This is a genomic window from Stutzerimonas tianxiuensis, assembly GCF_053470365.1.
The window spans coordinates 79,043-103,037 of record NZ_JBPVWS010000010.1; the positions used below are offsets into that span (position 1 = coordinate 79,043).

19 protein-coding genes are annotated in these 23,995 nt (G+C 63.2%); 3 read left to right on the forward strand and 16 right to left on the reverse strand.

Translation table 11 applies throughout. The features are described 5' to 3' along the window. Positions 1-242: 242 nt before the first annotated feature. The 4 genes from ACSSNI_RS14095 to ACSSNI_RS14110 all read right to left on the reverse strand — a co-directional run bounded on the left by ACSSNI_RS14095 (position 243) and on the right by ACSSNI_RS14110 (position 4,378). Positions 243-1,097, reverse strand: coding sequence for a glycine betaine ABC transporter substrate-binding protein (locus ACSSNI_RS14095; protein ID WP_200638286.1), 855 nt, complete (start codon positions 1,095-1,097; stop codon positions 243-245). 214 nt (positions 1,098-1,311) lie between these two features. Then, complete coding sequence (locus ACSSNI_RS14100; protein WP_200638287.1) at positions 1,312-2,256, reverse strand: choline ABC transporter substrate-binding protein; 945 nt, start codon at positions 2,254-2,256, stop codon at positions 1,312-1,314. Between the two features lie 35 nt (positions 2,257-2,291). Continuing rightward, a complete protein-coding gene (locus tag ACSSNI_RS14105) occupies positions 2,292-3,179 on the reverse strand; it encodes an ABC transporter permease (protein ID WP_178114603.1) in 888 nt (295 codons plus the stop codon). Between the two features lie 2 nt (positions 3,180-3,181). After that, the gene (locus ACSSNI_RS14110; protein WP_148926906.1) at positions 3,182-4,378 is read right to left on the reverse strand and encodes a quaternary amine ABC transporter ATP-binding protein; all 1,197 of its coding nucleotides are present in this window, start codon (positions 4,376-4,378) and stop codon (positions 3,182-3,184) included. Between the two features lie 1,005 nt (positions 4,379-5,383). Here ACSSNI_RS14110 and ACSSNI_RS14115 point away from each other — a divergent pair. Together ACSSNI_RS14115 and gbdR are read left to right on the forward strand one after the other, a co-directional pair. Continuing rightward, a complete protein-coding gene (locus tag ACSSNI_RS14115) occupies positions 5,384-6,760 on the forward strand; it encodes an L-serine ammonia-lyase (protein WP_148926905.1) in 1,377 nt (458 codons plus the stop codon). Positions 6,761-7,154: 394 nt separating this feature from the next. Continuing rightward, positions 7,155-8,252 (forward strand): choline metabolism transcriptional regulator GbdR, encoded by a 1,098-nt coding sequence (gene gbdR, locus ACSSNI_RS14120; RefSeq protein WP_102837938.1) that lies wholly within the window; start codon positions 7,155-7,157, stop codon positions 8,250-8,252. A gap of 187 nt (positions 8,253-8,439) precedes the next feature. Here the strand turns inward: gbdR and ACSSNI_RS14125 are convergent, their stop codons facing one another. The 7 genes from ACSSNI_RS14125 to ACSSNI_RS14155 all read right to left on the reverse strand — a co-directional run bounded on the left by ACSSNI_RS14125 (position 8,440) and on the right by ACSSNI_RS14155 (position 16,777). Continuing rightward, positions 8,440-8,688 (reverse strand): hypothetical protein, encoded by a 249-nt coding sequence (locus ACSSNI_RS14125; RefSeq protein ID WP_102837937.1) that lies wholly within the window; start codon positions 8,686-8,688, stop codon positions 8,440-8,442. Between the two features lie 40 nt (positions 8,689-8,728). Continuing rightward, a complete protein-coding gene (gene etfB, locus ACSSNI_RS14130; RefSeq protein ID WP_200638288.1) occupies positions 8,729-9,502 on the reverse strand; it encodes an electron transfer flavoprotein subunit beta in 774 nt (257 codons plus the stop codon). Positions 9,503-9,615: 113 nt separating this feature from the next. After that, complete coding sequence (gene etfA, locus ACSSNI_RS14135) at positions 9,616-10,851, reverse strand: electron transfer flavoprotein subunit alpha (protein WP_200638289.1); 1,236 nt, start codon at positions 10,849-10,851, stop codon at positions 9,616-9,618. Next, on the reverse strand, positions 10,851-12,830 hold the full coding sequence (gene dgcB, locus ACSSNI_RS14140) for a dimethylglycine demethylation protein DgcB (protein ID WP_448259510.1): 1,980 nt from the start codon (positions 12,828-12,830) through the stop codon (positions 10,851-10,853). Before dgcB ends, etfA begins: the two co-directional genes overlap by 1 nt. Before the next feature lie 169 nt (positions 12,831-12,999). Continuing rightward, complete coding sequence (dgcA, locus tag ACSSNI_RS14145) at positions 13,000-15,060, reverse strand: dimethylglycine demethylation protein DgcA (protein WP_102837933.1); 2,061 nt, start codon at positions 15,058-15,060, stop codon at positions 13,000-13,002. Positions 15,061-15,155: 95 nt separating this feature from the next. Further along, positions 15,156-15,686 (reverse strand): 4-vinyl reductase, encoded by a 531-nt coding sequence (locus tag ACSSNI_RS14150; protein WP_102837932.1) that lies wholly within the window; start codon positions 15,684-15,686, stop codon positions 15,156-15,158. Between the two features lie 113 nt (positions 15,687-15,799). Then, positions 15,800-16,777, reverse strand: a complete 978-nt coding sequence (locus ACSSNI_RS14155) for a dipeptidase (protein WP_101152634.1) — start codon at positions 16,775-16,777, stop codon at positions 15,800-15,802. Positions 16,778-17,042: 265 nt separating this feature from the next. Between ACSSNI_RS14155 and ACSSNI_RS14160 the strand changes: the two genes are divergently transcribed. Further along, positions 17,043-17,507, forward strand: coding sequence for a thioesterase family protein (locus ACSSNI_RS14160; RefSeq protein ID WP_200638293.1), 465 nt, complete (start codon positions 17,043-17,045; stop codon positions 17,505-17,507). Between the two features lie 164 nt (positions 17,508-17,671). Here ACSSNI_RS14160 and fdhA read toward each other — a convergent pair whose 3' ends face one another. The 5 genes from fdhA to ACSSNI_RS14185 all read right to left on the reverse strand — a co-directional run bounded on the left by fdhA (position 17,672) and on the right by ACSSNI_RS14185 (position 23,991). Next, entirely contained in the window at positions 17,672-18,871 is a 1,200-nt protein-coding gene (gene fdhA, locus ACSSNI_RS14165) for a formaldehyde dehydrogenase, glutathione-independent (RefSeq protein ID WP_102837930.1), read from the reverse strand. Between the two features lie 87 nt (positions 18,872-18,958). Further along, on the reverse strand, positions 18,959-19,816 hold the full coding sequence (purU, locus tag ACSSNI_RS14170) for a formyltetrahydrofolate deformylase (RefSeq protein ID WP_200638294.1): 858 nt from the start codon (positions 19,814-19,816) through the stop codon (positions 18,959-18,961). Between the two features lie 106 nt (positions 19,817-19,922). Then, positions 19,923-20,552 (reverse strand): sarcosine oxidase subunit gamma, encoded by a 630-nt coding sequence (locus ACSSNI_RS14175; RefSeq protein ID WP_200638295.1) that lies wholly within the window; start codon positions 20,550-20,552, stop codon positions 19,923-19,925. 83 nt (positions 20,553-20,635) lie between these two features. Next, entirely contained in the window at positions 20,636-23,668 is a 3,033-nt protein-coding gene (locus ACSSNI_RS14180) for a sarcosine oxidase subunit alpha (protein ID WP_200638296.1), read from the reverse strand. Beyond that, entirely contained in the window at positions 23,665-23,991 is a 327-nt protein-coding gene (locus tag ACSSNI_RS14185; protein ID WP_102837927.1) for a sarcosine oxidase subunit delta, read from the reverse strand. The genes ACSSNI_RS14180 and ACSSNI_RS14185 overlap by 4 nt, the downstream gene beginning before the upstream one ends. Positions 23,992-23,995 lie beyond the last annotated feature (4 nt).

Genomic DNA, 23,995 nt, shown 5'->3' on the forward strand with positions numbered 1-23,995 from the left:
TGAACGCTCAATCAATAAAAGAGTGATTGTCGATATTCGGCATATTCGTGTCGCGCATCGAGTGCGGTGGACAGCTGCGCGGCCGATGCCACCCGCGAACCCGCGCGCCATGGCGTAGCGCATGCCGCAAGAGAGTTATTGATAGCGCCATACCCCATCTGACTGCGTGCCCGTATACGACCGTAGGGTGTCGAGCGCCGCCCGCCAAGGGCGGCGCTCGTGATGGGTGAAGAGCGGGGCGGTTATTCGAGCCACTCGGCGACGCGCTCCGGATGCTTTTCCACCCACTCGCGGGCGGCAGCTTCAGGCTTGGCGCCGTCGCGGATCGCCAGCATGACTTCGCCAACTTCCTCGGCGCCCCAGCTGAATTTCTTCAGGAAGGCTTCGGCTTCGGGAGCCTTGCTGGCAAGCCCCGGGTTGGCGACCGTATCGACGTGCTCGTCGTCACCGAAGACCTTCTTCGGGTCTTCCAGGAAGCGCAGATCCCACTTGGCGAACATCCAGTGTGGGATCCAGCCGGTGACGACGATCGGTTCCTTGGCCTTTTCCGCACGGGTCAGCGCGGTGGTCATGGCCGGGCCCGAGCTGGGCATCAGGCGCAGGTCCAGGTCGTACTGCTTGATCGCGTCCTCGGTCCGCCGCATGACACCGGCCCCGGCATCGATCCCGGTGATCTTGCCGTCGAATGCCTCGCTGTACTGGTTGAGGTCCTCGATGCTTTTCGCCTCCACGTAGGCCGGCACGATCAGGCCGATCTTGGCGCCTTCGTAGTTGGTGCCGAGCACCACGATCTTGTCCTTCAGTTTCTCGAAGTATTCGCCGTGGGTGGCTGGCAGCCAGGCGGAGAGGGTGGCGTCGAGGTCACCGCGCGCCACGCCCTGCCACATGATGGCCGGTTCGACCGGTTGCAGCTTGACGGTGTAGCCCAGCTTGCTTTGCAGAATTTCGCCCGCCACGTGGGTGGCGGCGACGCTGTCGTCCCAACCGTTGACGTAGCCGATTTTCAGCTCGGGCTTTTCCGCCGCCATGCTGGCCGCCATGCCGAGCGCCATGCTGGCGGCGCCGAGGCCGCAAAGGAGATGCTTGATCAGACTCATGCGTGTTAGCTCCATGTCAGGAAAAGTGGCAGTGATGCCGACCGGGGCCCATATCAGGGCTCAAGGTTGTTGCTGGCGCCTCACTTGCAAAGTGGGGCCCCACGCGCGGTTCCGATGCGCGACCTGCGCACCGATAGAGAAAGGGGTTGGATTGGCGCCAGCCGGTCAGGAGCCTGGCGTGTCTGCCGAAGCGTCCTGGCTGACTAGGTATCCCTCAGAGACCGACGAATTTCTTCACGGCCGCAACGCCGTCCTGACCGTCCCGAGTGGTCACCCCGGCCAGCCACTGGTCGAGGGCGTCCGGGTTGTCCTTGATCCATTGCTTGGCGACGGTCTGCGGATCGTCACGCTCAAGGGCCATCTGCATCAGCTCGCTTTCCATCGGCACGCTGAACTGCAGGTTCTGCAGCAGCTTCCCGACGTTCGAGCAGCGCTCCAGATAGCCTTGCGGCACCACGGTAAACACCTTGGCGGCACCGAAGTCAGGCCCGAACACCTCGTCGCCACCGGCGAGGTAGGTCAGGTCGTACTGGGAGTTCATCGGGTGGGGCGCCCAGCCGAGGAAGACCACCGGCTCCTTCTTCCGAATGGCACGTTGCACCTGGACCAGCATGCCGGCTTCGCTGGACTCGACCATGCGGAAGTCGCCGAGCCCGAACTGATCGTTCTTGATCATCTTCTCGATCAGCAGGTTGCCGTCGTTGCCCGGCTCGATCGCGTAGATCCGGCCGCCCAGCTGATCCTTGAACTTGGCAATGTCTTGGAAGCTTTTCAGACCCGCCTCGGCTGCATAGGTGGGCACCGCCAGGGTGTATTTGGCGCCCACCAGGTTGGGCGACTCGAGCACCTTGACGCCACCGTCCTTGGTGAACGGCTCGATGACCGCATCCATGGAGGGAGACCAATAGCCGAGAAATGCATCGATCTGCTTGTTTTTCACCCCGGTAAAGGCGATCGGTACCGACGCCATCACTTTGCTCGGGTCATAGCCCAGCCCTTCGGTCAGGACCATCGCAACCCCTGTGGTCGCGGCAATGTCGGCCCAGCCGATCTCGGCGAAACGCACCTTCTCGCAGCTTGCGGGTTCCTGTGCCCAAGCGCTTTGCAGCAGTGTGCAGGCGAGCAGGCCGATACCCGTTATCGTCTTGAACGTGGTCATTCTGATTTCCCTTTTTCCGAATGGGGTCGTTGCGATTACTGGCCCTGCGGTCTGAGCTTGGTCGTCACCCATGTGTACCAAGTAGCTTTCTGCGTGGCCCGTTTGGCGGTGCCAAAGCTTTCGGTGATCCGGTCCAGGATGATCGCCAGCAGAACCACCGCCATGCCGCTTTCGAAGCCGAGGCCGATGTCCAGTCGCTGAATGCTCGCCAGCACGTCATTGCCCAAGCCTCCGGCACCCACCATCGAGGCGATGATCACCATCGACAGCGCCATCATGATGGTCTGGTTCACCCCGGCCATGATCGACGGCATGGCATTCGGCAGCTGCACCTTGAACAGCAGCTGCCGGCCGTTGCAGCCGAACGATTGCCCAGCTTCGACGATCTCCTTGTTGACCTGACGGATGCCCAGGTTGGTCAGGCGCACGGCCGGCGGCATGGCGAAGATCACGGTGGCGATGATGCCGGGCACGCGGCCGAGGCCGAACAGCATCGCCGCCGGAATCAGGTAGACGAACGCCGGCATGGTCTGCATGAAGTCCAGGATCGGGCGGGTGATCATCGCCACGCGTTCGCTGCGTGCCGACCAGATGCCCAGCGGGATGCCGAGCAGCAGGCTGATGAGCGTCGCGGAGAAGGTCAGGCCGAGGGTCACCACGGTCTGCTCCCAGAAGCCGGTGAGCACAATGAGTACGAAGGACACAGCGGTAAAGGCGGCGAACCGGGCGCCGATGCGCCACAACCCGAGGCCAACGAAGAGGGCAATCAGCAGCCAGGCCGGCGGCAGCATCAGCAACGCTTCGATACCTTCGGAAAATCCGCTGACGACACCTCCGAGGCTGTCGAAGGCGCCGCTGTAGTTTTCCAGCAGGTGCTGGACGACGTCGTTGACCCAGCTTCCGAGATCGAGTTCTTTGCTCATGATCATTCCTCCTGCAGGCGAGTTAGAAGGCGGCCTTTACTGATGGCGCCCGCATAGAACCCCTGGCTGTCCACCACGGGCATGGGTCCCTCGTTATCCACCAGGCGTCCGATGATCTGATCCAGCGGCTGGTCTTCGGTGAGCGGGGCGATCTGCTTCAGCAGGTTGGCCTCGAGGGCACAGGTCCGGCCGTTCTCGACCAGCAAAGCCAGACGTTCCAGGCTGATCGAGCCGCGGAAGCGTTTTTCTTCATCGACGACGAAGGCGTAGTGCTTGTCCAGCGCCTGCAGGTCCTGACAGACCTTCAGGGCGTCCGGAGCCTTGCCGTTATGCACGTAGAGCGGGACGCTGTCGGCCTTGAGCTGGCCGGCGGTGAGGTAACGGCTGGTGTTGACGGTTTCGAAGAAGTTGCGCACGTAGCTGCTGGCGGGATTGTCGACCAGTTCCTGCGGCGTACCGACCTGAATCAGCTTGCCGCCTTCCATGATGCCGATGCGGTTACCGATGCGCATGGCCTCCTCGATGTCATGGGAGACAAAGATGATCGTGCGTCGGTGGGTCTTCTGCAGTTCCAGCAGGACGTCCTGCATCTCCCGGCGCTTGAGCGGGTCGAGCGCGGAAAAGGCCTCGTCCATGATGATCATCGAAGGGTTGACCGCCAGGGCACGGGCCAGGCCGACGCGCTGTTGCATGCCACCGGAGAGTTCGTGCGGAAACTTGTGTGCAAAGGTGTCGAGACCGACCTGCTTGAGCACCGTCATGGCGCGCTGCTCGCGCTCCTTGCGCCCGACGCCGGCGACCTCCAGGCCGAAGGCGGCGTTGTCCAGCACCGTGCGCGAGGGCATCAGGGCGAACGACTGGAAGACCATGCTCATGTCACGTCGACGCAGGTCGATGAGTTGCGAGTGGGGCAATTTGGCGACGTTCTGCCCATCGATGAAGACGTCTCCGGCGCTGGGCTCGATCAGGCGGTTGATCAGGCGTATCAGCGTGGATTTGCCGGAGCCGGACAGGCCCATCAGGACGAAGATTTCGCCTTCCTCGACGCTGAACGACACATCGCTAACGCCGATGACCGCGTTACGCTCGGCGAGAATCTTGTCCTTGCTCCAGCCTTGCTTGAGCAAGGTGATGGCTTCTTGTTCGTGTGGGCCGAAGACCTTGTACAGGTTCTCGACGACGATCTTTCCAGACTGCATGGGACGGTTCCCTCAGTAGACATCCAGCTCAGCTAAACGGAGGCCGCAAGCGCACGCAGCGCTCGACGGCTGTTGCCAACTGCTTAATGGCGTAATCGGTAGTCATGTACCGGGCTGAAGCGATCTTGCGGTCGCTCGACGCGCAGCAGTCGCCAGGCGAAATGAGCGACTCATCTCGCGCGTCTGCAGGCTCGGCGTCGTGGCGTCTCACCGCTGTGTCGTGACCGCTTCTACCCTTGGCAGTGCTAGTAAGTCCATCGTGGTTCGTACGCCCCCTGCGGAGCGGAACCGGTACCCATTATTGTTATCTGCTCAGCCGTTGGGGACGGCTGAAGCTACGTCGTGCAAGGCCTCCAATCACCGCCGCACCAGGCGCCGGCTGTGGAACATGACTCAACGATAGGCCGCTTTGGGCACGACAATTGTCGAGTTACGACGCCTACATACTGAACGGCGACATGCGTCCTTTTTTATTCATGAGCGAAAAAAATTCATCACGATGATGGTGCAGATTTCCGGCTGTTTGCTATGAAGTGAACCAATACGGCGCATTCGGCCAGTAAAAGAGGCGCTGGCAAGACCGTACTATGAGCGTAGGTCATGTTGTGGGGATCGGCTTGTTCCCATGGCTCGGAGCATATGGGATCTGCTCTGCATCCATCGGCCTTGACGCGGCCGCGCAATGCGGAATGGGGCAAGCGCCGCCGCAGCGACCTGAGTCAGATGGCAGCTAAAGGCGCGGCCCTTCGTTTATCTGTAGCTAACGCTCTCGTAATCAGCGACCGGTTGGTGGCGGTGGCCGTGCTTCCCCGTTCATGCGCGTCCAAGGTGGTTGCAGCTTGGCTGATGGCACCTTGAATAGCCGTTGCACCGGGCAAGACCGGCTGGTCATAAACTGGGCAACCTGACGGAATTGGGCATGACCACGTCGGTGCCAGACTTCTATGTGTTCGCAAAACCACCATGATGGCGCCTGTCTTCAGGGCTTCCAGTGGAGCGTTTAGCGTGGCGATCAGCGTATTCGACCTTTTCAAAATCGGCATCGGGCCTTCCAGTTCCCATACCGTCGGACCGATGCTCGCCGGGGCGCTTTTTGTCGATGCCTTGCGCGAGCGCCAAATGCTCGAGCGGGTATGTCGAGTCGAAGTGCGCCTGTATGGCTCGCTGTCGGCCACCGGGGTCGGGCATGGCACCGACAACGCCGTGATCATGGGCCTGATGGGCGAGCGACCGGACGTTATCGATCCGGAGCAGATCGCCCCGCGCATCGCCGCACTTCGATCCTGCGGCCAGCTACGGCTCGACGGGCAGTGGCCGATCGCGTTCGACTGGTCCAAAGACCTGCTCCTGCTCGAGGAAAATCTGCCGTATCACCCCAATGCCGTCACCTTCATCGCGTACGGACATTCCGGTGTGCTGCACGAGGACACCTACTACTCCGTCGGCGGTGGATTCGTGGTCAACGCCGAGCAGGCCGCTGCCGGGCTGCTGGACCAGGACCACACCGTACTGCCCTATGATTTTTCCAATGCTGTCGAACTGCTGGTGCTGTGCAAGCGCCACGGCATGCGCGTCAGTGAACTGATGATGGCCAACGAGATGGCCTGGCGCAGCGAGGCGGAGATTCGCCAGGGGCTGTTGCGCCTGTGGGAGGCGATGAAGCTGTGTGTCACCAATGGCTTGCGTCATGAAGGCATATTGCCCGGCGGGCTGAAGGTCCGGCGGCGTGCCGCCAGGCTGCACCAGAACCTGTTGGAGCTGGGCAAGCCGAACGTCATTGGCACGACTATGAGCGCCATGGAGTGGGTGAACCTGTTCGCCCTGGCGGTCAACGAGGAAAACGCAGCGGGCGGGCGCATGGTTACGGCGCCTACCAACGGCGCGGCCGGCATCATTCCGGCTGTGCTGCACTACTACATGAAATTCCATCCGGAAGCGTCCGATAACGACGTGGTCGACTACCTGCTCGCCGCGGCGTCGATTGGCATTCTGTGCAAGAAGAACGCCTCCATTTCGGGCGCTGAAGTGGGTTGTCAGGGTGAGGTGGGCTCCGCCTGCGCCATGGCCGCGGCTGGCCTGGCCGAACTGCTCGGCGCGACACCCGAGCAGTTGGAGAACGCGGCGGAAATCGGTCTTGAGCACAACCTGGGGCTTACCTGCGACCCCGTTGGCGGACTGGTTCAGGTGCCGTGTATCGAACGCAACGCGATCGCGGCGATGAAGGCGATCAATGCGGCGCAGATGGCGATGCGTGGTGACGGCGAGCATTTCATCTCGCTCGACCGTGTCATCCGCACGATGCGTGACACGGGTGCCGACATGCACGACAAGTACAAAGAAACGTCCCGTGGCGGCCTGGCGGTCAATGCCATCGAGTGCTGAGTCGAACGGGTGCATCGGGCCCTTCGTGACGGCCCGTTGCGGTGCATTCTTCGCCCAGCGCGGGCGCTCGAATTCAGTCACCTGCACCCCAACTGTTACCCAGCCCTGTTACCTGAGAGCGACAGTGTGCGGATCGCGCCAAAAGGCGCCCCACACTGCTACCAAAGTGCTCACAGGCAGATAACCCCGACCTTTACACTGTTCTATCTGCGTCACGCGAGGCGCATGACGGGGGCGTTTCAGAAGGTGCTAACTTTTAATTGAACGCGCATTCAAAGTAGGCACGCTGTTTGCCTTCTTTATAAGCAAAACCAGGCGCTAGCCAGCGCTGCACACTACAAGAAAAAGAGCCTCTTCGAAGGCTCGTGATAATTGCCTACCGTGAGGGTCCGTCATGTCACAGATCAACCCAGGGTCACAGCCCCCGAACCGGCTCCCACAGACCATCGGCTTCCTGCTGCTGGACAACTTCACCCTGATTTCCCTGGCCTCGGCCGTGGAACCGCTGAGGATGGCCAATCAGCTGTCCGGCAAAGAACTGTACCGCTGGTTCACCGTGACCCAGTCGGGACAGCCCGTCAGCGCCAGCGACGGCCTGCAGATCACGCCGGACGCCAGCTTCGAGACCTCGCCCAGCCTGGACAGCGTCATCGTCTGCGGCGGTGTGGATATTCAGCACAGCGTGACGCGCGAGCATCTGCACTGGCTGCAGACACAAGCGCGTCATGGCCGTCAGCTTGGCGCGGTATGCACCGGCAGCTGGGCGCTGGCCAAGGCCGGCTTGCTCGATGGTTTTGACTGCAGCGTGCACTGGGAATGCCTGGCCGCAATGCAGGAAGCCTTCCCGCGGACCTCCGTCACCCCTCGGCTGTTCTCCATCGACCGCAATCGCCACACCGCCTCCGGCGGCACCGCGCCCATGGATCTGATGCTGCAACTGATTGGCGCCCGGCATGGACGTGAGCTGGCCGCAGCCATCTCCGACATGTTCATGTACGAGCGCATCCGCAGTGAACAGGATCTTCAGCGCGTGCCCCTCAAGCACATGCTGGGCACCAACCAGCCGAAACTGCTGGAGATCGTGGCCCTGATGGAGGCCAACCTCGAAGAGCTGATCGACCTGGACGAACTGGCCTGCTACGTGAGCGTGTCGCGGCGCCAGCTCGAGCGACTGTTCCAGAAATACCTGCACTGCTCGCCGTCGCGCTATTACCTCAAGCTGCGGCTGATTCGTGCGCGCCAACTGCTCAAGCAGACGCCGATGTCGATCATCGAAGTGGCTTCGGTCTGCGGCTTCGTTTCGACCCCGCACTTCTCCAAGTGCTACCGCGAGTTCTTCGGCATTCCGCCGCGTGACGAACGCTCGGGCCAGCAGTCGGCGCAGGTTGTTGCGCTGATACCGCGTCCCGGCGAGGCCAGCAGAAATCCCGCCACTGTCGCCGCGTTGCAGCGTGCGCAGGGTGAATCGACATTCGCCAGCGTGCGCATCTGACGTAGCGCACGCTCTGGTTGATAAAGGTGGGTGACGATGTCATCCACCTTTTTTTTTGCAGTTTTATTTGGGTAGAGGCTGCGCACTGATTTGTGACGACACTGCCGGCTTCGGAACTGCTTGTTCGAGCTGTGGCCATGGCGCACCTGTGACGCTGCCATGCCACGTCACAGGTGATCCGCACGGTCTAGTTGGCGCGCACCAGTGCGGGAAGCAGATTGCGGCAGATGGCCTCGCGGACCGACGGTAGCAGGGTGGCAGAGCCGCCCAGCAGTTCCTCGACGAGACGACGTAGCGCCTGCGCGCGTTCCCGGGACAGGCCGACAATGGCGCGCTCACAGGCTTGTTCAGCCGAGAACCCACAGGGAATCTCAAAGCCCAGCGCCACCAGGCGGTCTCGAAAGTCGTCCTGGTCGATCAGATCGGCATGCATCATCGTTCTTGCTCCTTTGGCTTCGATAGGCGAGGCGGCTGGCTCAGCGCAGCACGCCTTCTTCGCGCAACAGTTTGAATATGGCTTCGGCGCCGACTTGCGGCGACACATCCTTGAGTACCTGTCCTGCACCGCCGGAGGTCTTGGCGGTGGCCGCTTTCATCCGTTCGGCGCCAGTCTTGGCCTTGATCACCTTGAGCCGCTTGGGGCGCGGGCGCGCCGGCTGTAGCTGCGCCTCGTCCAGCATGCTGTCTTCGATGACAGCCACATCCTCGGCGTGCAGCTCGCCACGGCGAGCCGGGCCGAAGGCATTCTGGCGTGCCGCCGGGGCAGCATTGTCGACGCAGGCAACGAACGGCAGGCGTACCTTCAACCGGCGCCGCTGACCGCGGGGCAAGGCCTGCAGGACTTGCGCCACACCGTTTTCGACCTTTTCCACCTCGGCCAGGCCGACCACCAATGGCCAGCCCAGGCGCTCGGCCAGCAGGTAAGGCAGGAGGCCGGAGCCTTCGCCGGTTTCTGCCTGGCTGCCGGTCAGCACCAGATGAACCCCGGCATCCAGCAGGTAATTGTTCAGCAGCGGCAGGGCGTCACAATGGCTGGGCTGCTCTAGCACAGTCATCTCGCCCAGGCCCATGCCCAGGTAAGCGCGCAGTGCCTCCTCTTGCGGATTACCGGCATGCAGCAGCTGCAGCTGGTCGCCCACCAGTCGCAGGCCAAGCTCGACTGCGCGGGCATCCTGCTCGGCACGGCGGGGGCGGCCCGAGGTCGGATGAGCGCCGACCGAGACCAGGGTGATGACGTTCAGGTCAGTCATGGCGCGACTCCGTAGGGTGGAAGACGCTGTCCTCTTCCACCATCAATGTGCCGTCGTTCCCTGCGGATGGGTGAAGCGTCATCCACCCTACGGGTTTTTCGTCAGTTCGCTGTTCATGCCGCATCGCGGGCGCCTCCTTGGCGGTATTCAGTGACCAGTTCGACCAGCGCAGCGAGGATCTCCCTGGAGTCCCCGATGACCGACAGGTCGGCACGCTTGATCATGTCGCAGCCAGGATCCATGTTTATCGCCACGACCTTGTCGCAAGCGCTGATGCCCTGCAGGTGCTGAATGGCGCCGGAAATGCCGATGGCCAGGTAGACCCGCGCGGTGACCCAGGTGCCGGTCGCGCCGACCTGACGGTTGCGAGGCATGAAGCCGTCGTCGACTGCCACGCGGGAGGCGCCTTCTGTGGCACCAAGCGCCTCAGCGGCATGGTGGAACTGGTCCCAGTCCTTGACGCCGTTGCCGCCGGAGAGAATGAACTCGGCTTCGGCCATGGGGATCAAGGCCGGGTCGACCGCCACCGCACCGAGGTCTTCGATGCGTGGCAGGCAGCGGGTGATCGGATGCTCGAGGGGCAGGGCACGCGCTTCGTGGCGGGTGTCGCTGACCGGATCGGCACACTCGACGGCGGCGAGAATCAGGCGTGGCGCCTGACGTACCAGGTCCTGCTGGCCAGCTCCGGCGCGGCCGATGCACTGGCTGTCGGCGACCTGCCAGACGCGGGTAGCCGCACGCTCGCCGAGCTTGGCACCGAGGCGGCGACCCAGTTCGCCACCGCCGGTGCGGCTGTCTGGCAGCAGCCAGTGGCGTGGCGCCAGCTGGCTTTCCACCGCGCTGAGGGCCAGCACCCGCGCTTCCGGCGCGTAGCCGTCGAAGGCCTCGCCCTCGATGTGCACCAAACGGTCGACGCCGGCGGTATCGAAGGCGGTTTCCTTGTACTCGCCAAAGACCACGGCGACCACGGCGCCGGAATCACCCGCCAGTTTGTTGGCCAGGCCGAGCAGATCCTTGTCGTGACTGGTGAGACGACCGCCGACCATGTCCGGCACCACCGCGATATGGAAGGCCGGCTGCTCGACCACGTGCAGCGGCAATTGCACCACCGCATTGGCCGCACTGCGCTTGGCGCTGCCGCCTTGCTGGGCGCCGCTGCGGTCGATGCGCTTGAGGCCATTGGGGCCGATGAAGCCGACCGCATGGGGATTCTTGCGCAGGAGGCCGTTGGGGCCAGCCCAGCTGGTTTCGCCGCCCGCTGCGGCCGAGGCCATGGCGGCGTGCAGCGGATGCAGACGGTTACGGGCGATCCACTCGGCGCGAGGGTCGCGGCGGATGATGTCGCTCATCAGTGCACCTCCAGGGATTCAGGCTTGGCCGCTGCGGACTTTTTTGCCGGGGCAGGTTTCTCCAGCAATACGTCGGCGACCAGTTCGGCGATGTCTTTGATCTGCGGCCGAGGCTCGACCACACCTTCGAGCATCGCGGTGCACTGCGGGCAGCCCACGGCCACCAGTTCGGCGCCGGTCTCCTTGATGTCCACCATGCGCATGTCGGGAATACGCTGCTTGCCGGGGATATCGGTGATCGGCGCGCCGCCACCACCGCCGCAGCAGCGGGAGCGGAAGCCGGAACGCTCCATTTCCTTGACCTCGATGCCGATGGCCTTGAGCACGCTGCGCGGCGCTTCGTACTCGCCGTTGTAGCGGCCTAGGTAGCAGGGGTCGTGATAGGTCACGCTGCCGCCCTTGTGCTGACCCAGGCTGAGTTTCTGCCCGCGGATCAGCTCTTCCATGTAGGTGCTGTGGTGCAGTACCTGATATTCGCCACCCAGTGCGCCGTATTCGTTCTTCAGCACATGGAAGCTGTGGGGGTCGCAGCTGACGATCTTGTTGAAACGGTACTTGGCCAGGGTCTCGATGTTGCGTCTGGCCAGCGACTGGAAGGTCGCTTCGTCACCCAGACGGCGTGCCACGTCGCCGCTGTCACGCTCCTCCAGGCCGAGGACGGCGAAGTCGACGTCGGCGGCCTTGAGCACCTTGACGAAGGCGCGCAGGGTGCGCTGGTTGCGCATGTCGAAGGCGCCGTCGCCGACCCAGAACAGCACGTCGACCTGCTTCTTCTCGCTCATCAGCGGCAGGTTGAGGTCGGCGGCCCAGTTGAGGCGACCACCGGGGGCGAAGCCGCCGGGGTTATCGGTGGCGATCAGGTTGTCCAGCACCTCGGCGCCCTTGTTTGGCGTCGCACCCTTTTCCAGGGTGAGGTGGCGGCGCATGTCGACGATGGCATCGACATGCTCGATCATCATCGGGCATTCCTCGACACAGGCGCGGCAGGTGGTGCAGGACCACAGTGTTTCCGCCTCTACCAGGCCCTTGCCTTCGGCAAAGACGATGGGCTGGTGCGGGTTGCCGCCGTGCTCGCCCACTGGAATGCCGGGATAGGGGCTGCCGAAGTAACCCTTGTCGCTGCCACCGGCGAGGCCGACGACCATGTCCTGAATCAGCTTCTTCGGGTTCAGCGGCTGGCCGGCGGCGAAGGCCGGGCACGCTGCCTCGCAACGACCGCACTGCACGCAAGCATCGAAGCCGAGCAGCTGGTTCCAGGTGAAGTCCTTGGGCTTTTCCACACCCAACGGTGCGTTCGGATCGGTCAGATCCAGGGCCTTGAGGCCGCTGGAACGGGCCGCGCTGGCGTTTTGCGGAGTGCGGAAACGCTCAGGACGTCGGTGCCAGGCCAGGTGCAGGGCACCGGCGAAGGCATGCTTCATCGGCCCGCCCCAGGTCATGCCGAAGAACATCTCCGACACACCCCAGGCCACGCCGAGCGCCAGCACGGCCGCGAGAATCCAGCCGCCGAAATCTGCCGGCAGGATGCCGGCCACCGGCAGGGTGGCGATGAAGAAGCTGAACGAGAACATCAGCAAGCTCTTCGGAAGGCGCATCCAGGGGCCTTTCGACAGCCGTGCCGGCGGGTTGCGGCGGCGTTTGGCAACAAACAGCGCACCGACAAACATCAGCACGCAGGCAGCGAGCAGGGCAAAGCCGAGAATCCGGCTCTGCAGACCGAAGCCGTGCACGATGATCGCCAGGACAGCCGCCAGGACAAAGCCGCCAGCCGTGGCCACGTGAGTCTTGGACATGTATTTGTCGCGTTCGACCACATGGTGCAGATCGACCAGGTAGCGCCGTGGCATGGCCATCAGGCCACCGATCCAGTCGACCTTGGTCGGCCGACCGCGGCGCCACATGGCGAAGCGCCTGCCTGCGCCGAGTACGGCAAGCGCGAGGGCGGCGAACAGGAGAATGGGAAGAATGGTATTCAACATGTGAGGCTCCCACCGCCAATGTCAGGGGATGATGCGTTTCAGTCCTTCGCCCCTCCGGAAAGAGGGTCAGGGTGATCAGTTGGTCCGCGGGACCGACCCTCACCCCAGCCCTCTCCCCAAAAAGGGAGAGGGAGCCAGACCGGGTCAGACCGTCAACGTTGCGCTGGACTTAAAAGTCCTTGCACAGCCGTAGCGCGTCATAGATCGCCGCGTGGGTGTTGCGCTGCGCGACGCAGTCGCCGATGCGGAACAGCAGGTAGCCTTCGCCGCTCTGCGAAAGGCAGGGCTGCGGCTGGATCGCGAACAATGCCTCGACGTCGATCTGGCCCTTGTTGCGCGAGCCTTCCTTGAGGGCGTAGTACAGGCGCTCGTCAGGACGCACACCGTTCTCCACCACCACCTGGTCGACCACCCGCTCTTCCTGCGCGCCGGTGTATTCGTTCTCCAGCACTGCCACCAGCTTGTCGCCCTCGCGGTAGACCTTTTCCAGCATCAGGTCGCCGGTCATGATCACTTCCTTCGGGTACAGGCTGCGGTAGTAGGTCGGGAAGCTGGTGCCGCCAATCGCCACGCCGGGCTTGATGTCATCGGTGACGATTTCTACCTTGGCGCCTTTTTCGGCGATGAAGTCGGCCACCGACATGCCGGTGAACTCGCAGATGGTGTCGTAGACCAGCACGTTGTTGCCGGGCGCCACCTTGCCGTCGAGGATGTCCCAGCTGCTGACAACCAGGCCTTCTTCCGCGCCCCAGTGCTCGTTCTGCTCGATGAACGGGTGGCCGCCGTTGGCCAGTACCACGATGTCCGGACGCAGATCGAGAATGGTCTCCGAATCCGCACCGGTACCCAGGCGAAGGTCGACGCCGAGGCGTGCGATTTCCAGCTGGAACCAGCGGGTGATGCCCGCCATCTGGTCACGTTGCGGTGCCTTGGCGGCGAGGTTGATCTGCCCGCCGAGGCTGTCCTTCTTCTCGAACAGGGTGACGTCATGGCCACGTTCGGCAGCGACACGTGCGGCCTCCATACCGGCCGGACCGCCGCCAACGATCACCACCTTGCGCTTGGGCCCGGTGGACTTCTCGATGATGTGCGGCAGGCCCATGTATTCCCGGCTGGTGGCCGCGTTCTGGATGCAGAGAACGTCCAGGCCCTGATACTGGCGGTCGATGCAGTAGTTGGCGCCGACGCACTGTTTGATCTGGTCCACCTGACCCATCTTGATCTTGGCGATCAGGTGCGGGTCGGCGATGTGGGCGCGGGTCATGCCGACCATGTCCACGTAGCCGCCCTCGAGGATGCGCTGGGCCTGGTTCGGGTCCTTGATGTTCTGCGCATGCAGGACCGGGACGTTGACCACTTCCTTGATGCCGGCGGCCAGGTGCAGGAACGGCTCCGGCGGATAGCTCATGTTTGGAATGACGTTGGCCAGGGTGTTGTGCGTATCGCAGCCTGAGCCGATCACGCCGAAGAAGTCGACCATGCCGGTGGCATCGTAGTACTTGGCGATCTCTTTCATGTCTTCGTGGGTGAGGCCGTCCGGATGGAACTCGTCACCGGTGATGCGCATGCCGACGCAGAAGTCGTCACCGACCTCGGCGCGCACGGCCTTGAGCACTTCCAGGCCGAACTTCATGCGGCCCTCGAAGGTGCCGCCCCATTCGTCGGTACGCTTGTTCACCCGCGGCGACCAGAACTGGTCGATCAGGTGCTGGTGCACGGCGGACAGCTCGACGCCATCCAGGCCGCCTTCCTTGGCGCGGCGTGCGGCCTGAGCGTAGTTGCCGATGATGCGCCAGATCTCTTCCGGCTCGATGGTCTTGCAGGTGGCGCGGTGTACGGGTTCGCGAATACCCGACGGCGACATCAGGGTTGGCCAGTTGAAGCCGTCCCAGCGCGAGCGGCGGCCCATGTGGGTAATCTGGATCATGATCTTGGCGCCATGCTTGTGCATGGCGTCAGCCAGGTTCTGGAAGTGAGGGATGATGCGGTCGGTGGCCAGGTTCACCGAAGACCACCATTCCTGCGGGCTGTCGATGGCGACGACCGAGGAGCCGCCGCAGATCGCCAGGCCGATGCCGCCCTTGGCTTTCTCTTCGTAATACTTCACATAACGCTCGGTGGTCATACCGCCGTCGGTGGCATAGACCTCGGCGTGGGCGGTGCTGATCACGCGGTTGCGGATGGTCAGTTTGCCGATCTGGATCGGCTGGAACATTGCTTCGAAAGCCATTGCGGCACCCTCACGGAAAAGCAGCCTAGCGTTTTCTTTGTGGGGGGCTTGCGCGACGATGCTGTCGCCACGAAGCCCCTCTCACATACCTTTTTTTAGAGTGGTTTGACGCGGAAAAGACCGTGATCGTGGCCTTCCTGCGAGGCGCCGTAGACCTGTTCGGCGACGGTGCGGATGCTGCTGCCCTGCGCCTGGAGAATCTGATCCATGGCGCCGGCGAACCAGCCGGTGAACATGTAATCCACCGGACGCCCGCATTTTCCGTAGACGTAGACGAATGCCGAGTGATCCAGGCGGACCTCGCAGGTGCCGGCGTCCAGGTCGATTGATTCGATCTTGAACAGGCCCCAGCCGCGCTGCGACAGGCGCTTCATGTAATGCTCGAAGACTTCCACGCCGACCAGCCCGTGGCATTCGGCTTCCTTCTCGCACCAGTGCCAGGCCGACTTGTAGCCAGCCTTGTAGAGGATCTCGGCATACTTTTCAGCGCCGAGCACTTCCTCGATGCCGATGTGGTTGTTGACAAAGAAATGCCGCGGCACGTAGAGCATCGGCAGGGCGTCGGTGGTCCAGACGCCGGTTTCGTCGTCGACCTGGATGGGCATTTCGGGTGCGTGGGTGGACATGTGTTTGAGCTCCAGAATTCGTTGTCTTGCTTGTTTGAACAGTGCTGATGAGCCTTGGCGAGCCCGCTGAGGGCGATGCCGCTATTGGTGCGCGCGGCAGGCTCCGGTATTCGTCATTCGCCCCAGACGTCCTTGAGGACCCGTACCCAGTTTTCGCCCATCACCTTGCGCACGGTGCGCTCGGGCATGCCGCGCTTGAGCAGGGTTTCGGTGAGGTTGGGGAATTCACCCACGGTGCGGATGCCCAGCGGGTTGACGATCTTGCCGAAGCGCGTCAGGCGGCGGGCGTAACCCTTGTCGTGGGTCAGCCACTCGAAGAAGTTCTGGTCGTGGCCCTGGGTGAAGTCGGTGCCGATGCCGATGGCGTCTTCGCCAACGATGTTCATCACGTACTCGATGGCCTCGGCGTAGTCGTCGATGGTCGAGTCGATGCCCTTGGCCAGGAAGGGCGCGAACATGGTCACGCCGACGAAACCGCCGTGGTCGGCGATGAACTTCAGCTCTTCGTCGGACTTGTTGCGCGGGTGCTCTTTCAGGCCGGATGGCAGGCAGTGCGAGTAGCAGACCGGTTTTTCCGATGCGAGGATGACTTCTTCGCTGGTCTTGCTGCCGACGTGGGAGAGGTCGCACATGATGCCGACGCGGTTCATCTCGGCGACGACTTCATGTCCGAACCCGGACAGCCCGCCGTCGCGCTCGTAGCAGCCGGTGCCGACCAGATTCTGGGTGTTGTAGCACATCTGCACGATGCCGACGCCGAGCTGCTTGAACACTTCGACGTAGCCGAGCTGGTCCTCGAAGGCGTGGGCGTTCTGGAAGCCGAACAGGATGCCTGTCTTGCCCAGTTCCTTGGCTTTGCGGATGTCGGCGGTGGTGCGCACCGGCATCACCAGGTCGCTGTTCTCGCGGATCAGCTTCTGGCTGGCGGCGATGTTGTTGACTGTGGCCTGGAACCCTTCCCATACCGAGACGGTGCAGTTGGCGGCCGTCAAACCACCCTTGCGCATGTCCTCGAACAGTTCGCGGTTCCATTTGGCGATGATCAGGCCGTCAATGACGATGCTGTCAGCGTGCAGTTCGGTTGGGTTCATCAGGTAACTCCCCAGTGCGGCTCATCGAATCGTTTGTCGATGCTTGGCGGCAGCTTATCCCTGGGGGGGATGTCGTCCCGATGCAAAAACGACTGGGGTATTGCTCAAAACGTCAACACGCGATAACCAGGCCGCTGGAGCAGCCATAGTGCTGATCCCGGCGCACGCCGCGGCGACCGGCTATCGGCTACAGCGCGGGCGGCAGGCTATTTTCGGCACATTGGTCGCGCTCGGAATACACCGACTCAACGAAGGACACCCTCGGATGCTCACGACCTATCGCACCCCAATCCGGCCCGAGTGGGTCGATTACAACAATCACCTGCGCGACGCCTTCTACCTGCTGATCTTCAGCTTTGCCACGGATGCGCTGATGGATCGGATCGGCCTCGACCAGGCCGGGCGCGAGCGCAGCGGGCACACCCTGTATACCCTCGAGTGCCATCTGAACTACCTGGCCGAGGTCAAGCTTGGGGCGGAAGTAGAGGTGCGCACGCAGCTGCTGAATCACGACCGCAAGCGGCTGCAGGTCTACCACGGTCTTTATCGGGCTGGTGAGGACAGCCTGCTGGCGGCCAACGAGCAGATGCTGATCAACATCGATCGACAGGCAGGCCGCTCGGCGCCGTTCGACGAGGCGGTGCTGGCGCAGGTGCAGGCGTTGCACGAGCTGCAGCAGGACCTGCCCAAGCCCGTTCACATCGGTCGGGTCATCGGCTTGCCTGGCTGAGGGCGGGAGAGGGCGATCAGGCGTGCAGCGGCACCTATGCCTCGGCCACGCTGAAACGCTGGCAAAATGCTCACCAAAAAAGGGGGAGCCAAAAGGCTCCCCAAAGTGCTCAACATCAGAGTCCTGCGGCCGATCCGCAAGACGAAACAACTGCTGATGACGGATCAGGCGGCGCTGAACATCTTGTGCGGGTCGATGACGAATTTCTTCGGCACGCCGGCATCGAACTCGCCGTAGCCCTGGGGCGCCTGGTCCAGGCTGATTACCTGCACGCCCACCACTTCGGCGATGTTGATGCGGTCCCACATGATTGCCTGCATCAGGGCGCGGTTGTATTTCATGACCGGAGTCTGGCCAGTGTGGAAGCTGTGCGACTTGGCCCAGCCGAGACCGAAACGGATGCTCAGGGCGCCCATCTTGGCTGCGGCGTCCACGGCGCCCGGATCTTCGGTGACGTACAGACCGGGAATACCGATCTTGCCGGCGACGCGAACCACACCCATCAGCGAGTTGAGCACAGTGGCCGGAGCCTCGTGCTTGGCGCCTTCATGGCCATGGCCACGCGCTTCGAAGCCTACGCAGTCAACCGCGCAGTCGACTTCCGGCTCGCCCAGCAGGGCGGCGATCTGCTCGTGCAGCGGAGTATCCAGCGACAGGTCGGCGATCTCGAAACCCTGCGCCTTGGCGTGAGCCAGACGGGCCGCGTTGAGGTCACCAACGATGACCACTGCGGCGCCCAGCAGGCGCGCCGAAGCGGCAGCTGCCAGGCCGACCGGGCCGGCGCCAGCGATGTACACCGAGCTGCCTGGGCCGACGCCGGCGGTGACCGCGCCGTGGTAGCCAGTCGGCAGGATGTCCGACAGGCAGGTCAGGTCGCGGATCTTTTCCATCGCCTTGTCGCGATTGGGCAGCTTGAGCAGGTTGAAGTCGGCGTAGGGGACCAGCACGTATTCGGCCTGGCCGCCGGTCCAGTCACCCATGTCGACATAGCCGTAAGCACCGCCGGCACGCGCCGGGTTGACGGTCAGGCAGACGCCGGTGTGCTGTTCCTTACAGGAACGGCAACGGCCGCAGGCAACGTTGAACGGTACCGAAACCAGGTCGCCGATCTGCAGGTGCTCAACATCGCTGCCTTTCTCGATGACTTCCCCGGTGATCTCGTGACCGAGCACCAGGCCGACCTGAGCGGTGGTGCGGCCGCGCACCATGTGCTGGTCCGAGCCGCAAATGTTGGTGGAAACGACGCGCAGGATCACTCCGTGCTCGATCTTGCGCCCGCGGGGGTCCTGCATTTTCGGATAGTCGATTTTCTGGACTTCGACCTTGCCTGCGCCGAGGTAAACGACGCCACGATTGTCAGCCATCTGCCTTTCTCCTTTGTTTTTGTGAATACAAGGCGCGACGGGAGGTCACGCGGGCTTGTAGTGGAGCTATGAAATTGCGACCGGGACCTACAGCACCACCGTTCGGTTAGCGTGCAGGAATACCCGGCGTTCGAGGAAATAGCCGACCGCCTTGGCCAGGGTCAGGCATTCGATGTCGCGGCCCTTGGCGATCAGGTCTTCGGGATAGTGGGTGTGGTCCACCGGCTCGACGCCCTGGGCGATGATCGGCCCTTCGTCGAGGTCGTTGTTGATGAAGTGCGCGGTGGCGCCGACCAGCTTGACGCCTTTCTGGTAGGCCTGATGGTAGGGCTTGGCGCCCTTGAAGCCGGGCAGCAACGAGTGGTGGATGTTGATGGCGCGGCCATCGAGCGTGCGGCACAGCTCGGGGGAGAGCACCTGCATGTAGCGGGCGAGCACTACAAGCTCCGCGCCGCTGTCCTCGATCACCTGCAGCACCTGACGCTCCTGCGCCTGCTTGTCGCGCGGATCGAGCGGAAAGTGGTGATAGGGAATGCCATGCCAGCGCGCCAGGGGTTCGAGGTCCGGGTGGTTGGAGACAACCGCGGCGATCTCCATCGGCAGCTGACCGATGCGCTGGCGGTACAGCAGATCGTTCAGGCAGTGATCGGACTTGGACACCATGATCACCACCTTGGCCCGGTAGCCCGGCGGTGTCAGCTCGGTGTGCATCCCGAAGGGCGTGACACGCTCGATCAGTCCCATGCGGAACTGCGACTCGTCGAAGCCCTCCGGCGCGCGAAATTCGACGCGGATGAAGAATCGGCTGACCAGACGATCATCGAAACTATGGTGCTCGGTGACGTAGCAGCCCTGTTCGAAGAGGTAGCGGGTCACCACATCGACCGTGCCGAGCAGGCTCGGACTGTGTGCGGTAAGGATCCAGGTGTCGGGCGTGCGGCTCATGGTTATCTCCCAAGCGGGGCGGGCATCGGTGGGCGTGTGGCTCACGCGTCAGCCGTCCCTTTCTGGTTGGCCGGGGTGGACGAACGCGTCGGCCACCCCGGCGACATCACGCCTCGATCGCCATCCCGTACTCGGCGCTGGCATCCTGCAACCAAAGCCAGATGTAGTCGGCGAAGCTGCGGCGCACCAGCAGTTCCCATACTTCCTCACCGGTACGCCGGATCACCAGCTGGCTCTTGGCGAAATGGGTGCCCACGGCCTTGCCCACCGGGAAGTTGCTCGGGTGCACGTCGTAGGGTGTCGACTTCATCAGCAGCTCGCGGGCCTTTTCGCCGGAGAGCTCGATCAGGGTTTGCCCGCCGCTGACATTGACCACCTGGATGTGCTGGCCGGCCAGCGCGTCGCGCAGGCGTTGCTCGGTGGCGAATTCCTCGCCCTGCGGCACGATCAGCAGCCACTCGTCCGGGCCCATCCACTGCAGCGAGGTCTCGCCGTTGGCCACCAGCGTCAGCGCGACCGGCAGTTCCATTCCGAGCGCCTGGTTAACGCCTTTGACGAAGGCCGGGTCGTGGGCGTCGCCGCGCAAGGTCAGGTGCCCGCGCAGCTTCTTTTCCCGCAGGCGAATGCCAGCGCCAGCACGGCCCTTGCCGACTAGCTCTGTCAGGCCGGCATGGTGCAACGGCGATTGCCCCTGGATGTTGTCCGGGCGTTGTTTGTACACGTTCACTGCGGTCATGGTTTACCTGCCTGGCGCCGTGCGGCGCCGTAGAATTCCGGGTGTACCGAGCGTGAGGCTGGCGCGCCAGCCTCACGTTCACCTCACACGTTCTGCCGCTCGCCTTTCGGGTCGTAGAACACCGAGCTGACGATCTCCGCTTCGATCACGCTGCCATCGACCAGCGGTGCGTAGACTCGCTCGCCGATGCGCTTGAGGCCGCCCTTGACCAGGCCCATGGCGAAGGAATTACCCATGGCCGCGCTCATGTAGCTGGAGGTCACGTGGCCCACCATGGTCATCGGGATGGGCTGCTTGGGATCGAATACCAGCTGCGCGCCCTCAGGCAGTACCTTCTTCGGATCCAGCGGCTTCAGGCCGACCAGCTGCTTGCGGTTTTCCTTGAGGCAATCCTCGCGGTTCATGCCACGCCAGCCGATCCAGGAGAACGGCTTGGTACGGCCGACACACCAGCCCATGTTCAGGTCGTCCGGGGTCACCGACCCATCGGTGTCCTGACCGACGATGATGAAGCCCTTCTCAGCGCGCAGAACGTGCATGGTCTCGGTGCCGTAAGGCGTCAGGCCGTGCTTCTTGCCTGCCTCGATGACCTGCTCCCACACATCCAGCGCATAGTCGGCCTGGACGTTGACTTCGTAACTCAGCTCACCGGTGAAGGAGATGCGGAAGACCCGTGCTGGCACGCCGCCTACCTTGCCTTCCTTCCAGGTCATGAACGGGAACGCATCCTTGTCCAGGTCGATGTCGGTGACCTCGGCCAGCAGCTTGCGGCTGTTGGGGCCGGTCAGGGTCATGGTCGCCCAGTGGTCAGTGACTGAAGTGAAGTACACCTTCAGCTCAGGCCACTCGGTCTGGTGGTAGATCTCCAGCCATTCCATCACCCGTGCCGCACCGCCGGTGGTGGTGGTCATCACGAAGTGGTTGTCGGCCAGACAAGCGGTCACGCCGTCGTCGAAGACCATGCCGTCTTCTTTGCACATCAGGCCGTAACGGGCCTTGCCCACATCCAGCTTAGTCCAGGCGTTGGTGTAGACGCGGTTGAGGAACTCGCGTGCGTCCGGACCCTGGATGTCGATCTTGCCAAGGGTGGAAGCGTCGAGGATGCCCACCGCGTTACGCACGGCCAGGCATTCGCGGGCCACGGCGGCATGCAGGTCTTCGCCCTTTTTGGGGAAATACCAGGGGCGCTTCCACTGACCGACGTCTTCAAACTCGGCGCCATTCTTGAGGTGCCAGGCCTGCATGGCGGTGTAACGCTTGGGCTCGAACAGCTCGTAGGTGTGAGGACCGGCGACCGCACCGAAGGTAATCGGCGTGTAGTTCGGCCGGAACATCGTGGTGCCCATCTCGGCGATGCTGATGCCCATCGAATGGGCGGCAATGGCCAGGCCATTGATGTTGCCGAGCTTGCCCTGGTCAGTACCGAAGCCCAGTGCGGTGTAGCGCTTGACGTGCTCGACCGACTCGAAGCCTTCGCGAGTAGCGATCTTGATACCGGCCGCGGTGACATCGTTCTGCAGGTCAACGAACTGCTTGGGCGCACGCTCGGTAGGTTTGTCGTGCGGGACCTGGAACAGCGCGACGCTGGCTTCCTCGACGCGTTGTTCGGCCTGCGGCACGCTGCCGCTGACAGCCTTGAAGCCGGTCTCGGCAGCCGCTGTGGCACCCGCTTCGAAGCCGTCGGCGAGCGCATCGCCAAGGGCAAACACGCCATTCACTGCGCCAGCGCAGGTGCGCTGCTGGAAGCCCTCGCCGGGCACGAAGGCCAGGAGGTCTTCACGCCAGACCGGACGACCGCCAAGGTGCGAGGCCAGGTGGACCACCGGGCTATAACCGCCGGAGCTGGCGATCAGATCGCAATCGATCACTTCGCCCTGGCTGACGACCTTGTGGCTGGCCAGGTCGATGGCGCAGATGCGCGCCCCGGTGACCCGCTTGCTGCCGCGCGCTTCAACCACCGCGCTGCCGGCAAGAATGCGAACGCCACGACGACGTGCTTCCTCGACCCAGGCACCCTTTGGATTGCTGCGTGCATCGGCCACCGCAGCCACTTGTTGGCCTGCGTCCAGCCAGTCGAGCACTGCCCGGTAGGCGTAGTCGTTGTTGGTCGACAGTACCAGCTGGCGGCCGGGGATCACGCCGTAGCGGCGCACGTAGGTGGAGACCGCATCGGCGAGCATGTTGCCGGGCACGTCGTTGTTCGAATACACCAGCGGACGCTCATGAGCTCCCGTGGCCAGCACGACGCGCTTGGCTCTAACGCGGTGCATGCGCTGACGAATCATCCGTTGGCCCAAGGCACCCTTGGGCGCGACTTCACCGAGGTGGTCGGTCAAACGCTGATGAATGGTCAGGAAGTTGTGGTCGTGGTAGCCGTTCACGGTGGAGCGTGGCAGCAGCGTCACTTCCGGCATTTTTTCCAGTTCGGCAATCACGCCGGCAGCCCATTCAGCGGCTGGCTTGCCGTCCAGGGTCTCGCGGGTGGCGAGCAGGCTGCCGCCGAATTCTTCCTGTTCGTCGGCCAGGATCACACGGGCGCCACTGCGACCGGCGGCCAACGCGGCTGCCAGTCCTGCCGGGCCAGCACCGACTACCAAAACATCGCAATGCTGGTTGAGGTGATCGTAGCGGTCAGGATCGTTCTCCGTGGGCGCGCGGCCCAGACCAGCGGCTTTACGAATGTACTTCTCGTAGGTCAGCCAGAGGTTCTGCGGGTACATGAAGGTCTTGTAGTAGAACCCGGGCGGCATCATCCCGCCGCCGACCTTGCCGAGAATGCCCATCAGGTCGGTGTTGACGCTCGGCCAGCCGTTCACGCTGCTGGCGGTCAGGCCTGGGTACAGCGCCTGCTGAGTGGCACGGATGTTCGGGATCTGCGCCGCTTCGGTGCTACCGATCTGCAGCACGGCATTGGGCTCTTCGGAACCGGCGGCAACGATGCCGCGCGGACGCGAATATTTGAAGCTGCGGCCGACCACGTCGACACCGTTGGCCAGCAAGGCGGCGGCCAGGCTGTCACCGGCGTAGCCCTGATAGGTCTCGCCATTGAAGGTGAAGGTCAGGGGCCGGTTACGGTCGATGCGGCCGCCCTGGGAAAGACGATTGACCTGGCTCATGCCTTTACTCCTTGCTCGGCAGCCTTCTTCGAGGCGAGCGATGCCTCGGTGACGCTGGGCTGTTCGCCGATCTTGTAAGTCTCGAGAATTGCGTAGCTCACCGTGTGACGGGTGACGTTGAAGTACTGGCGGCAACCGGCAGCGTGGATCCACAGCTCGTGATGGATGCCGCGCGGGTTGTCGCGGAAGAACAGGTACTCGCCCCATTCCTCATCGGTGCAGGCGTTCGGGTCCAGCGGGCGGGGGATGTGGGCCTGGCCGCCCGCGTGGAACTCTTCTTCGGAGCGCAATTCGCCACAGTGAGGGCAGAAAATATGCAGCATGGTC